The 12,895-nt window shown below is 71.1% G+C and carries 9 protein-coding genes; 3 read left to right on the plus strand and 6 right to left on the minus strand.

The genetic code is table 11. The annotated features are described in order from the left end of the window. Positions 1-153: 153 nt before the first annotated feature. The 5 genes from GXB85_RS08450 to GXB85_RS08470 all read right to left on the minus strand — a co-directional run bounded on the left by GXB85_RS08450 (position 154) and on the right by GXB85_RS08470 (position 7,516). Positions 154-669, minus strand: coding sequence for a hypothetical protein (locus tag GXB85_RS08450; RefSeq protein WP_202627751.1), 516 nt, complete (start codon positions 667-669; stop codon positions 154-156). A 65-nt stretch (positions 670-734) separates the two neighbouring features. After that, a complete protein-coding gene (locus GXB85_RS08455) occupies positions 735-1,256 on the minus strand; it encodes a hypothetical protein (RefSeq protein WP_161917210.1) in 522 nt (173 codons plus the stop codon). Between the two features lie 62 nt (positions 1,257-1,318). Next, positions 1,319-4,483, minus strand: coding sequence for a helicase-related protein (locus GXB85_RS08460; protein WP_161917211.1), 3,165 nt, complete (start codon positions 4,481-4,483; stop codon positions 1,319-1,321). Further along, positions 4,480-6,306 carry a phospholipase D family protein gene (locus GXB85_RS08465; protein ID WP_161917212.1) on the minus strand — a complete coding sequence of 609 codons (1,827 nt, stop codon included), beginning with the start codon at positions 6,304-6,306 and terminating at the stop codon, positions 4,480-4,482. Before GXB85_RS08465 ends, GXB85_RS08460 begins: the two co-directional genes overlap by 4 nt. After that, positions 6,293-7,516 carry a DUF6361 family protein gene (locus GXB85_RS08470; RefSeq protein WP_161917213.1) on the minus strand — a complete coding sequence of 408 codons (1,224 nt, stop codon included), beginning with the start codon at positions 7,514-7,516 and terminating at the stop codon, positions 6,293-6,295. The genes GXB85_RS08465 and GXB85_RS08470 overlap by 14 nt, the downstream gene beginning before the upstream one ends. Before the next feature lie 204 nt (positions 7,517-7,720). Here GXB85_RS08470 and GXB85_RS08475 point away from each other — a divergent pair, with 204 nt between their 5' ends. Continuing rightward, entirely contained in the window at positions 7,721-9,319 is a 1,599-nt protein-coding gene (locus tag GXB85_RS08475) for an SIR2 family protein (RefSeq protein ID WP_161917214.1), read from the plus strand. Between the two features lie 11 nt (positions 9,320-9,330). Further along, positions 9,331-9,624 carry a hypothetical protein gene (locus GXB85_RS08480; RefSeq protein WP_161917215.1) on the plus strand — a complete coding sequence of 98 codons (294 nt, stop codon included), beginning with the start codon at positions 9,331-9,333 and terminating at the stop codon, positions 9,622-9,624. A gap of 53 nt (positions 9,625-9,677) precedes the next feature. Here GXB85_RS08480 and GXB85_RS08485 read toward each other — a convergent pair whose 3' ends face one another. Continuing rightward, on the minus strand, positions 9,678-10,502 hold the full coding sequence (locus GXB85_RS08485) for an endonuclease/exonuclease/phosphatase family protein (RefSeq protein ID WP_161917216.1): 825 nt from the start codon (positions 10,500-10,502) through the stop codon (positions 9,678-9,680). A gap of 206 nt (positions 10,503-10,708) precedes the next feature. Here GXB85_RS08485 and GXB85_RS08490 point away from each other — a divergent pair, with 206 nt between their 5' ends. After that, entirely contained in the window at positions 10,709-12,421 is a 1,713-nt protein-coding gene (locus tag GXB85_RS08490; protein WP_161917217.1) for a hypothetical protein, read from the plus strand. Positions 12,422-12,895: the final 474 nt, after the last annotated feature.

The following is a 12,895-nucleotide window of genomic DNA, read 5'->3' on the forward strand; positions in this document are numbered from 1 at the left end:
CGAAGTTGACCCGACGGGGTTCGCCAGATGCATTCCGGTGACGTCAGCCCTCCCTGCTCGCCGTCCACGTACGTGAGGAACATGACGAGATCGCAGCCCTCGACGTAGCGCAGGTTCGGCCGACGAGGTTCTCGCCGATGTCCCCAGTCATCGCTAGCCCCCCTTCCCACCCAGCGTGAACAGTGCGAGGTCGAGGTCGCGAGGTACCCACGACCGTGCGGGACCGGCGGGTGCGTCAGCGAGGAGCGCATCGAGACGCGCCATGTACCCGCTGTACACGCCGACCGGGGTGAGGGGGACGCCCAAGGTCTTGAAGCCCTCGACCACCCGACGGTCGTACACAGCCATGCGTTGGGGGGCCGCCGCCGTCAGGACCGCCGACGCCAAGGCCGGACCAGAGGCGAATCCGGGTAGCTCAAGCAGGGCTTCGCGCCCCGCCCTTGCAGCATCTTCGAGCGAGAGCGTCCGGTCGGTCACGAGCTCGATCGCGCGGGCCGTGGCCATGCGCACCACAGCATCCGGGACTGCGTGAAGCCGCGCTGCCCACCGCGCACTGGCGTTGATCCGCTTCCAGAAGACGAGGGCACCGATGCCAGCTTTGCCGAGAGAACCACGGGCCTGGATCGAGGAGGCGACCTCGTGGAGCACCTCGTCGTAGTACGGGGACACGCGCGCATCGCACGCAGCTCGCGCCTCGATCAGGCGTGGCCACGGGTCGAGATCGGAACCGTGCGTCATCGCGGTCCCTTGGTCTCTCGGGCGCTTTCCTGAGGGCCTTCGCCACCGCTCTCCGGCAAGCCCGGGGTCTCGTCCTCCGCTCGCTCGTCCTCGGGAAGCAGCGAGAGGAATGCCTCAGCCACCAAGGCGTCAGTCCGCTTCGCCACCTGCGCGAGCATGCGCCTCCTGGTTCGGCCCGTTTGCGCAGTTGCGAGCTCGAGCGCGCGCTCGATGCTCGCTGCCCGCTCGAGCCAGTCGCCTCCAACGACTGTGGCGCCATCACCAGACGCGGCCGCCTGCTCCTCGGCGATGCGGCGGACCGTGTCGAGGGTCGCGCGCACACGGGCTTCCGCACTGCGCTTCTTCTGTGCTGCGAGGAAGCTGTCCCGCCAGTCGTTGAACCGCTCACGAGCCCCGTCCGATACGCCTGGGTGCTCCTTGATGAATCGGTCCACCTGCTCGAACGCTGCACTCACCAACGGCCAGTACTTCACGAGGAACTCCCAGACCACCTTCGTGATCAGGATGAAGTTCGCCATCGCCAACTCTCCCTAGCTATCGCTTCTCCTCGACCGCACTCGTCGCGCGACCGTCCGACCGTTCACCCCACCGGCGGCCCCAGCTCCATCCGCATCCAGTCCCAGTCCGCGTCACCGGCCCCGACGTACTTGAGCAGGTCCTCCTGCCGCGGCTGCCCCACGACCATCCGGTACGCCCCCACCGTCCGCTGCAGGCGGCGGTACCGCTGCGTCTCGTTGCTGAGCGGCATCGCTGGCACGTAACGCTCGATCGCGGCGCCACCCTCGGGTGCGTAGACCCAGCACGGGACGATGTCGCTCAGTCCGTCCGGTCGTGCCCCGGTCGCGGCGAGGAACATGGCGAACCAGGGGTCGTCCACGGTCGCATGGAAGGCCGCGTCGGCGTGCTCCTGGGCGATGTTCTTCCGCACGGCGTGGCCCTTGTAGCGGTGCACCCGCCCCTCACGCTGCTCCAGGTCCACCGGGTTGCCCGGCAGGTTCCAGTGCACGACGGCGTGGGCGTAGGTGTGGAAGTCCAGACCTTCCTGACCCACCGACGTCGACGCGAGGACGAAGGGCCAGAACGGCGAGTTGAACGCCGTGCGCACGTGGGACTCGCGCACGACGGTCTTGTCCTCGGAGCGCGCACGGCCGAACCTCGCGGCGAAGTGGGACCGCACCGTGCGGCGGGTCAGGTCGAAGCCGCCGTCGTGCGGGGTGATCTCGTCGATCCCCTGGCTCGAGGTCTGGATGGTCAGCGCCTCGGTGATGCGCTCCGCCAGCCGCTCACCACGACGGTCAGGCTCCGCCTCCTGCAGACCCTCGGACTCGAGCAGCACGTGGGCGTACTCGTCGAGCACGGCCTGCAGGCCGCCGTCGAGCGCGTGCTCGAGCACCACGCGCCAGTAGGAGTCGCCGCGGTCCTCGTCGGCGCGGAGCACCGACATGATCTCGGGCCGGTTGAACAGGGACCGCAGGCCCTCGGCGACCTCGGAGGCCTGGTCACGCCGGGTCGCGTCGTCCAGGGCGTCATCGCCGCCGGAGATCCGCGACAGCGCTCGGAGCGCACACGGCCCGGGGCCGGCGAGCGCCATATCCGCCAGCACGTTCCCGAGGTCGTCGGGCCGCGGGCCGAGGTGCTCGGGTCGGATCTCCAGCAGGGTCCGAGCGTGCGCGGCGAAGCCCTGCCCGACGCCGGTGTCCTCCCGCCGGGCCCAGCGAGCCACGCGGTCCTCGAACCGGCCCTGACTCTCCAGGGCGGCCCCGCGGTCGAGCAGGATCGGAGCGGCCCAGTACCAGCGCTGGTCCACACCGGGGGTGCGCTCCGGGTCCCCGGCGGGCAGGACGCGGAGGGCGTCGTCGACCCGACGTCGCGCCTCCGCGATCACGGCGTCCCGGGGTGCGGGCAGACGATCGCCCACGGCGCGCGCGAGCTCGAGGGGGTCGCCGAGGCGAGCCAGGGTGGTGCTCGGGTAGGTGATCGCGAACGCCGGCATCCCGGCGGGGCGGTCGTTGGCGAGCCGGTACTGGAGCAGCCCGGTGGGCGGTGTCCCGCTGTAGCTGCGGCGGCCGCGGCCGGCAGGGGCGAACGCCCGTCGCTCGGCCTCGTAGCTGAGGACGATCGAGATGGCCTTGGGCACGACGGTCCAGGCCGAGAACACGAGGCGCTTGGTGAAGCGGCAGAGCGCAGGGTCGGCGTACGCGCCGGCGTGCTCGTAGTACGGCAGCGACGGCGGGAGCCAGGCCAGCCGCCACGCTCCGGCGTCGAGGACGTTGCCGACCAGGCCGCGCATCTTCGCGTTGCCGGGATCGAGAGCCTCGTACCGTTCGATCTCCTGCCAGTCGAGGAGTCCGTCGGCGCTGCGCAGCGCCTCGGTGACGGCCAGGTCGGACTGCGCGCCGGCGAGGTCGGTCTTGACCTTGTACCCGTCGCGCTCCATCACGTTGAGGATGTACGGGGCCGAGCGCCAGTACTCGAAGACGTCGCCGCGACCCAGCGCCCTCGCGACGCCGTCGAGCCCGCGCAGGGCCCGCAGGTCGTCGGCGACCACGTGACCGTCGGGGCTCGGCACCTCGCGGAGCATGCCGTCGCGGTCGTCGCTCACGGCCAGCCGCTCGGTCCGGCTCATCACCCTGCGCAGCGCAGCCTCGACACGGTCCTTGGCCGCCCGTGCCTCGTCGGTCGCATGCCCGGCGACCAGCGCCGTCCGCATGGTCCGCAGGTCCGCCTCGACCTGCGCTGCCATCGTCTTCCCGCCCAGGAAGCGCACGGTCGCGACGAAGTCCCGGTAGTGGTCGTCGCCCTCCGGCTCGTCGGGCAGCGTGTACATCTTGTACGGCGTCGCCGAGAGGAGCAGGACCTTCGCGTCGCGGTGGTCGAAGATGGCGTGCGCCAGCTCGGCGGCGTCGCTGCCCGGGTCCATAAGGTCCTTGAACCGCTGGAACTCGTCCATGATCACCAGGTCCGGCTCGAGCGCCTCGACGGAGGCTCGCGCGACCACGGAGCGCAGGGCACCGATGAGCCGGTACCGGCGCGAGGACACCTCCCAGGACGGTCGCCCACGCAGGTAGTTGAACTGGTCCACGGCGGACTCGAGCTCGTCTCTCAACGCTCCGCCGCCCGGGCCGCGGGCGGCGTCGAACGCGCGGGTGAACGCGTCGAGCACCTCGGGGTCGAGCTCGCGCGGGTCCAGCTCGGCCAGGCTGCGGCGGAACGTCTCCTCGCGGCGCACGCTCCCCTGGAAGAAGCGGACCCAGCGCCGGGGGCGGACGTGGTCCCTGCCCAGGGCGTGGGCAAGCATCCAGTAGAGGACGACCCGCTCGGCCGACTTCCCGCCGCCGTCGGCGACGTGGAACGAGGTGCCCGGGGTGAACGAGACGATGTTGATGCGCCGGCTGTTGAGCTGCTTGATGACCGTCGGCAGCATCGTGAGCCGGTCCGCGTGGTCGAGCTTCTGGCCGTCGACGACGTTGAGGCGGCTGAGGTTCTGCTGCGCGATCTGCTGGTTGGAGCAGATGTAGACGATGTCGATGCGCTCGACCTTGTCCCACAGGTGGTCGACCGTTGCGGCGATGACGCCCTTGGCGACGAGGGTCTTGCCGAGCCCCACCTCGTCCGCCACGAGGAAGCGCTTGGTCGGCTCCTCGTCGGTCCACAGGCGCCGGACCACGTGTTCCACGGTCGCGCGCTGGAAGTCCTTGAGGCCGCTCATCACGGCCGCGACGTCGGGGCGGTGGTCCACGGTCATGATCCGGCTCCGTCCATGACGACCTCGCGCACCACGGCCCACAGCTCCTCGAAGCCGTCCGGCAGCAGAGCGTCACCTCCGCGCAGCTCCTCGACCATGCCCGCGATCCGCTCGACCCCGGCCCGGTCCCGGACGGCCGCCCGGATCAACGGTTCGAAGAGGACGACGTCCTGCGGGGCAGCGGCACCGTCCATCTCGCTCGCACCCAGCGCCGTGAGCCCCGAGGAGACCGCGGAGGCGCCGAGCGTGGGGTCGGCCAGGAGGAGAGCCAGGTAGCGGACCACCGCGTCGACGTTGCTGAGGATCTCGTGGACGGCCTGCTGTCGGCGGCCGGGTGGGTCACCGATGAGCTCTGCACGCACGACGCACCGGCGCGTGACGGCGGTGCGTCCGGTCCCCGCGGTCGTCTCCACAGCGAGGAACGGGGTGACCGCCTCCACCGAGACGTCCGGCCACACCACCTCCTCCGCGAGCGGCTGCGCGTGCGTGTCCCGGCGCAGCGTGATCGGCCAGACCCGGGTCCGTCCTGGGCTCGCCGTCTCGAGCGCTACGCGTGCGGTGAGGACGACGGCGTCGTCGTCGGACCCCGCGGAGACTTCCACCTGCACCACCCCGGCCGCGAGAGCCTGGTGGAACAGCTCGACCTCGTGCTCCGTCGCCTCGCACGGGTCGACCACGCCCTCCGGGTCGGCGACGACGAACTCCTCGAGGAGCCGGGCAAGGCCGTCGGTCTCGTGCTGCCCGAGGACGGCCCGCACCCCGCAGCCGCGCACCGGTCCGGATAGATGGGCACCGAGCTCGACGTTCCCGCCCCAGGCCGCCGTGGTGAGGTTGGCGCTCCCGGTGATCACGTGGCCCCGCGAACCGACGTCGGCGACCACGACCTTGGCGTGCAGTCCGTCGGGGACGCGGCCCCAGCCGTCGCCGCTCGCGTGCGCCGGGGTGGCGTCGTCGTCGTCCGCGAGCTCGGCGTTCTCCGCACCCTCGGCGAGGCGGCTCAGCGTGCGGGTCTGCCAGCCCTCGAGCGCCGCACCGCCCAGCCGGGTGAACGTCTCCGCCCGGGAGACGAGCATGCGGTTCGCCGTCGTGCGCGCGAGGCTCGACACGGCACCGACATCCAGGAACGGGCTGATGGCGAGCGCACGGTCGACGGCGTCCGGCAGGGGCCACGCGGTGTCGTCCAGGCCCAGCGGGAGAAGCGTGACGGTGTCGAACGGTGCGGGTGCGGCCAGCCGGGCGTCGGTCAGCGTGCGCGTCAGGTCGGCGATCTGCTCGATGCGGTCGGTCGGCAGCGGCCGTACCGCCAGGCCGGGCAGCGCGCGGACGAACCCCACCAGCGGGGCGACGTCGACGCCGTGCCCGTCCTCGGACTCATCCAGCACCAAGGCGGTGTCCCAGGACCGGTCGAAGGTGAGGTTCCGGCTCAGCACGACGAGGCGGTGCCGGTGCACGCCGTCGTGGTCGACGAAGCGCAGCACCCAGACCTTCGGGTGGAAGATGTGGCCCGCCGTCGGGGCCGTGACCTCGCAGACGCTGCCCTCGACGAAGGTCAGGATGCGACGGTAGGCCCCGGGCACGGCGATGCCCCCCGCCTGGCAGAACACCGTCGTGCGCTCGCTGTACCGGCGCACGGCCGCGAGCAGGCTCGCGGGGTCAGTGCCCGCCAGGTCCTCACCCGGCTCGACGAACGCGAAGGACATGGGCGCGAGGAGCAGGGCGGTCAGGTCGAGCGAGTAGGTGGTGCCCACGGCGACGTCGAGCTGGAAACCCTCCGGTGGGCGCAGCGCGTCGCCGAGCAGCACGCGCGTGTCAGGCGTCAGCATCGACGGTCCCCTCGTGCTGGTGGAGGTCCCGGAGGAGCCGGTGGGCCACGCGCCAGCGGTAGTCGAGGCGGACCAGGCCGGAGGCGCCGGACCACTGGTCGAGGGCGGCACGGTTGCCGAGCCGGGCTCGCGCCCCCTTGATCGCATGCTCCCGCAGGCGGACCAGCTCGCGAGCCGCCGCGCTCTCGGCGACCCGCGTACCGGTGGCGAGCAGGTCGATCCACCCGTCGAGGAAGGCCCGGGTACGACGACTGATGCGGGGGTTCAGGGTCAGCAGGGTGGCCCAGAACTCGTCCCGGTCCCATCCGTCGAGGACGTCCGGCGCTGCCACCTCCGCGGCCCAGACGTCGAGGGCCTCGTTGTAGTCCTGCGTCAGGTCCTGGGAGCCGGACTCCTCCGCGAGCATGAGGTTGTAGAGCAAGGCAGCGCCGTGGACGACGGTGTGCAGTCGCCGCCCGTGGTCGACGAGGCTCACCATCGCCGGTGGAGCATGCTCGATGCCGGGCAGGTCCCACACGTGCTCGACGTCGCCCGTCGGCGGGTGGTCGACGAGCCACGCGAGGAGCGAACCTGTGGTGCTCGCCCGGATCTGGTGACCGAGGAACTCGGCCTCCTCCGCGGTGAGCCGGAAGTCGGTGCGCTCGAGGAGGCCGTCGGGCGCGGGCGGCAACGACGCGACGAAGCCCGACGTCGGCACGTGGTGGTCAGCCTCGGGATCGTCCGCACGTGGACGGGCAGCCGCGAGCTCACGCATGCCCGTGCCGCGGCGGAAGAGCCCGTCGGCGCTCTCGTCCCACACCCGGATCCCCCAGCGGCCCAGCACCGCCCAGAAGATCGCGCTCGGCATGCGCCGGAGGCGACCGCGGGCCGAGACCCCGATGACGCCCCAGCCGTCGTCGCCCAGGTCAGCAGTCCCACGGATGAGGCTGTCGATGAGCTCCGTCTCGAGCCGGCGCAGGCGACGCGCCGCCTGGGCGCTGCCGGCGGTGTGGTCCTGCGCGGCCTGGACCAGCCAGGGGACGAAGAGCACGTACCGCAGACGGGTGTGCAGCACCGAGAGCCCGGGGAAGAGCGCGTTGGCGATCGCGTCCCGCACCGTGCCGATGCCGATCTCGTCGATCGTGCCCTCGTCCTTGAAGAGCGCGACGACCTCCATCATCTGGCGACGCTGCGACTCGTTGGTGTCGAGCCAGCCGAATGTGGACGTCATCGTGCCGGCCTCGTCGTCGGGGATCTTCGGTCGATATGTCCATCGGCACCGGGGCGCGCACCTTGAGTCGGAACCGTCCTGCCGGCCTCAGCGTCACTGCTCGTCGCGCGTGTGCACCCGTCGAGAGATCCGGGGTCGAACCGCCTCTCATCGCGCCCTGTCCGGATCCGTCTCCGCTGGGCACCCGGCCGCTATCTTCCGGACATGAACGACACGGGCCACGTCTTCGTCGTCCGAGGACGACTCGAGAACCTGGACTGCGATGCCGTCGTCATCCCGACGGACCGGGCCTTCAACGTCGAGACCACGTGGGCGCCTGCTCTCGGCGTGAACGAGCCCCGAGCCGGCTACGCCTTTGGCATGCGACCCCATGACTGGGAGACCAAGCGGTGGGGCCGCTCGACCGTCCCGGGCGACGGTCAGGTGCCGGTCTGGTTCACGGACGTCGCGGTCGACCCGGAGATCCCATGGGATGCGACCGACCTGCAGGTGGATGCCGTCGTCACACGGCTTGCGTCCGTCCTCGAAGATGCGGCCAGAAACGCGAAGCACCCCCAGAACGACCGACCGCGCCCGCTCATCGCCGTTCCGACGCTCGGTGTCAGCCGGGGCGGCTTCGGACGCCATCGTGGCGCGATGATCCAGGCGCTCCTGCAGACGTGCGAGGACGCCGTCGCGCGGCTGCCGATCGACGTCGTGGTCGTCGCGTTCAACCCCGCAGACCACTCGGCATTCCAGGCTCTCCGGCGTCAACGCGCGGAGCCACCCGGTGATGAGGTGCGGCGGCTCGCGGAGCTCGCCCGGGGTGGGTCCCTCGCTCTCTTCGTAGGCGCAGGCGTCAGCGCTTCGGCCGGCCTACCGAGCTGGACGGGACTCCTGGAAGAGCTGACGGCGCGCCTCCCGGAGGACGTGGGCGTCGCGGAGCTGGCGTCTCCACTCGACCAGGCACAGCTGCTCAGGAACGTCATGGACCCGACCGGCGACACCCATCACCTGGGGGAGCACGTCAGAGAGATCGTCACGCAGCAGCAGCGGTACGGGCTGGCACACGCGCTGGTCGCAAGCCTCGGCTGCGATCACGTGGTCACGACGAACTACGACGAGCTGTACGAGAAGGCCGTGCGAGACCTCGGCGAGGACGCTGTGGTGGTCCTGCCGGGGGAGGCGAACCCTCCGAGCAAGCCGTGGCTGCTCAAGATGCACGGCAGCGTGACCGACCCGTCGAAGATCGTGCTGTCGCGCGCCGACTTCGTCGGCTTCCATGCACGCTCCGGCCCGTTCGGCGCCGTGGTCCAGTCGCTGATGCTGACCGAGCACCTGCTCGTGGTCGGCTCCTCCATGACCGACGACAACGTGCTCCGTCTCGCGCACGAGGTGCTCGCCGTGCGTGGCAAGAACGAGGCCTTCGCGACGGTCGTCACCTTCGACGTCCCGGCGGGCCTGGAAAGGCTCTGGGAGAACAGCTTCACGTTCGTCACCGTGGGGGAAGGCTCAGGGGACCGCCCACGCGAGGGGCGCGGACGCGATGCGCGTCGACTGGCGATCTTCCTCGACACCGTGGCGATGCACGCCGCGCCGACCAGACACGTCCTCGACGGTCGCTACCTCGCGGTCCTCGACGACCGCGCACGCGACGCGGCCCTCCAGGCTCGAGCACTGCGGAAGTCACTGCGCGCGCTGCCCGTCGAGATGGCGAGCGACTTCGCCGCTCTCTCGGCGGCTCTCGACGAGCTGGGAGCGGGCGGACCTGATCCTGATCGCGGTGTCAGTGGCTCGTGGGACGGTCTCACCGACAGCAGGTGAAGGAGGCGGCGATGAGCACACAACAGTTCACTCCTGGCGATCTCGGCTTCGAGATCGCTGAGATGATCGGCGGGCCTTTCGACGGTGCCCGCTACAAGGACATCCCGGTGCTCCCGGGGCCCGAGATGCCCAGCTTCCTGTCGCTCCCACTGGGCGGTGCGGACGCACCCCACGGCCGTGCGGGCTACAAGCGGCGTCCGCAGAAGGATGCGCCGTGCTGGCGCTACGACTACGTCGGGACCAAGCCGCCGAGCGCCCCGCACGCCGAGGCGGAAGCGCCCGTCCGGACGACGCTGAAGGCATGAGCGCTGAGCTGGGTGCCATCCGGGGACCAGGCTCGAAGAGGGTTGTGCACCGTTCAGACCCCCGCTCCACGCGTGATGAACTCGGCCACCACCGGCACGTGGTCGCTCAGCCCGTCGAACCCGGCATCTCTCACCACATGGCACGCCACCAGCGCGTCGTGCAGCTCGGCATCCGTGAACAGGTGGTCCAGCTCGTACGGCGCCGATGACGGCTCGACGTAGGTGCGCACCTCGTCGGGCTCGAACTTCCGCAGCGCGTGGTGCCAACCGCCGGCCTGCCGCCCGGCGAAGAACTGCGAGCTGGCCGGCGCCGTCGCCGGGTAGGTGGTGTCGAAGAGGGCGGCGACGTTCCAGTCCCCACCGATGACGAAGCGCGCGTCCTCCGTGAGCGGCGTCAGCGCCCCGGCGGCGACGTCGTTGAAGTACGCACGCGAGGCGCACGGCCGCCGCAGGGCCTCGTGGTCCTCGGCCGTGATCGCCGGATGATCAACCTCACCAGCGAGCGCATGGACACTCGCCACGTTGATCGGCACGCCCTCGACCACCAGGCGAGCCGGGGCGACGTAGCCCGCGAGGAACTCGAGCCAGCGCGCCGACGTGTCCCCCAGCTCATGGCCGTCCACGGCAACCAGAGCGTGCTCCGTCCGGGCGAGCACCGCCGCGCACGCCGTCCCGCCGGGCCGAGCCGCACCGACGATCGTGTACTCCTGCGCCATCCACGACGGCGCCAACGCGGCCAGGTCTGCGGGCCGGCACTCCTGGAGCAGAGCGACGTCGGGCGCGAGGGCAGCGAGCAGCGCCCACTGCCGACGGCGGTTCGCCGGCGTCTTGTGCCGGCTTGGCTTCATGTAGGCGAGGTTCCACGTCACGACGCGCATACCGTCACCCTCGCAGGTCGGGCTCACGTTCGGCACGGCGCTCGTCGCGCCCCTCTGCGTGCCGATAGATCCGGTAGAACCGAGCACTCTCGGGGGACGGTCGTGAGCCGCATGTCAGCGCCGGCTGCGATCCTCCACGTGAAGGAGGCCTCATGCCCAGCCGGAACCGCCATCGCGAAGCCGCGCGGCGTGGTGCCCGCGCGCGGGTGAGCGCACTCCCAGCCGCACCGCAGGCCGCCGGGCCCACGCGCATCACCGAACCTGCCGGCGCCGAGGTCCTCGCCGCGCACCTCCTGGATCCGGACCGCCGGCTGCCCGTAGCCGTGGTCTCCATCCCCAGTGGTGAGCAGGATCCCTGGATCCTCGCCGACGAAGTCGCACGCGATGTGGCGGGGCTCGCCGAGGTCTACGTCCTCCCGACGGACGAGTGCTCGTGGCGGCTGAGTGCCCTGCTCCCGGACATGACCCAGGTCTATGGCGGTGCAGGCCGGGTCTATCCCACGGGCCTGGCGTGGACCAAGGACCCGTTCGCCTCACCACTCCGGTTCGCCTACGACGCCGCCGAGGGTCAGAGAGCCACCGACGAGCTCACGCGCGACGCCCTCGGGATGGCTGCCCGCGCGGGTGTCTCCGCCTCGACCATGTCCGTCCTCGAAGCCTCCGGCACGGTCACCGCCCTCGCCCCGCCGTCGAGGGCCCTCGTCCGGCTCGACGACGGCGAGCCGGCCACGATCTGGCAAGAACTCACACTCCCGTCAGTCCCGATCGAGCATCTCGTGGAGCGGGGCATGGCCGTCTCCGGGCGGCTCGATCCCGAGACACGACGGCTCGACATCGCCGGCCTCCTCATGACGTCCCAGGCGCTCGAGCTCACGCCCGGCACCACCGTCCTGGCGAAGGTCGTGGAGGTGCGTCCCGACGTGGCGCACCTGGCTCTCCTGCCCGACGTCGTCGTCCCGGTCCAGCGCCACCGGGTCACGGCGAACCCCAACGACACGCTCACGTCACTGCTCACCGTGGGCGAGGTCGTGGTCGCCCGCGTCGAGACGGCCGGCAGCAGCATCGCGCTTCGACTCGACGACGTGGACGAGGACGACGAACCGCTCGCCGCCCCGTCCTTGATCGCCGGCGGCCCACCGTGGCTCGCGCCACCCACCTTTGGCCCCCTCGACGAGACGGACGTGTCGCCAGCCGTCTTGCCTCCCGTCGAGGCGGCACCACGTCCGCAGGCCATTGCCGCCGTTGCCCCGCCCGCCACCCGGACCCTGAGCCTCAGCCTTGACGCGGCCCGTGCACGCATCAGCGCACTCGAGGCCGAGCTGCATGCGAAGGACGCGCGCCTCGAGCCGCTCGAGAGGGAGCTCGCGGCGCATCGACGCCGGACAGAGCAGCTCACCGAAGAGGTCCAACGACTCCGCGAGCAGGTCGCGCACCAGAAGACCCACCTGCGGCTGCGCAGCAACAAGATGGCGAAGCAGAAGGTGGCCGTTGACCCGGACGTGACGACGCAGCGGTGGTTCGTCGACCCCGCAGAGCAGTTCCGGTACGAGGTCTACGCCGCGTGGGTGCGCCGCATCCCCGCGGGCGAGAAGCACGAGCGTGCCCTCACCGAGTACACGCTCGGCCCCGACTTCCTCCGGAGCATGGAACGCATCGAGGGCGTGCCCCGCGAGAAGGTCCTCAACGTGGTCGTCGAAGTCCTCACCGGCATCGCCGAGAGAGCAGCCGGCCGCGAGATGCATCCGTTGCGCAGCGGAGCCGGCGGCGCTGATCCGGTTGTCACCCGCGCCGACGGCGCCACGTGTTGGCGTGTGTCACTGCAGAGCAACACGCCGCAGGCGCGACGACTGCACTTCTGGCGGCGAGAGGGCATGGTCGAGTTCTCGCGCGTCGTCCTGCATGACGACATGAGTCCCTGAACAGCCCCGGGTGGATCCGGCTAGGTCATGCACTCCGGTCCCTCGCGCGAGATTCACCCACGCCCCGCGTCCCTGTCAGCGTCCCGGTTCGACGTCCCCGCGTCCGAGCCTCCGGGTACGGTGACCGAGCCGGAGCCAGACGACGTCGTCGCGACGTCCCAGCAGGAGGCAGGACGATGCCAGTACCGCTCATCCCCCTGGCCGTGGGCGGGGTGATCGCGGTCGGTGGGGCCGCCGTCGGGGTGTATCGCCGCCGGGCCCGGCAGCGGATGCTCCAGGTGCTCGGCCCGCGCGGGGCCGGCAAGTCCTCCCTCGCGCGGGTGCTGGACGGACACCCGGTCCCGACCTCGTACACGCCGAGCCTCGCCGACGAGCTCTCTGAGCACGTGATCCCGGGGGATCCTGAGCTCACCGTCACGCTGGAGGTGGTCCAGGGGGACGAGGGCGCTGTGCACGGGGCGCTCGGGAAGTGGC

This window comes from Cellulomonas sp. APG4 (genome assembly GCF_009996735.1).
Taxonomy (GTDB): domain Bacteria; phylum Actinomycetota; class Actinomycetes; order Actinomycetales; family Cellulomonadaceae; genus Actinotalea.

Coding starts and splice junctions, on each gene's coding strand:
- GXB85_RS08470 (WP_161917213.1), bottom strand. CDS start 7,516: ATGACGTCCACATTCGGCTGGCTCGACACCAACGAGTCGCAGCGTCGC.
- GXB85_RS08460 (WP_161917211.1), bottom strand. CDS start 4,483: ATGACCGTGGACCACCGCCCCGACGTCGCGGCCGTGATGAGCGGCCTC.
- GXB85_RS08485 (WP_161917216.1), bottom strand. CDS start 10,502: ATGCGCGTCGTGACGTGGAACCTCGCCTACATGAAGCCAAGCCGGCAC.
- GXB85_RS08475 (WP_161917214.1), top strand. CDS start 7,721: ATGAACGACACGGGCCACGTCTTCGTCGTCCGAGGACGACTCGAGAAC.
- GXB85_RS08455 (WP_161917210.1), bottom strand. CDS start 1,256: ATGGCGAACTTCATCCTGATCACGAAGGTGGTCTGGGAGTTCCTCGTG.
- GXB85_RS08465 (WP_161917212.1), bottom strand. CDS start 6,306: ATGCTGACGCCTGACACGCGCGTGCTGCTCGGCGACGCGCTGCGCCCA.
- GXB85_RS08480 (WP_161917215.1), top strand. CDS start 9,331: ATGAGCACACAACAGTTCACTCCTGGCGATCTCGGCTTCGAGATCGCT.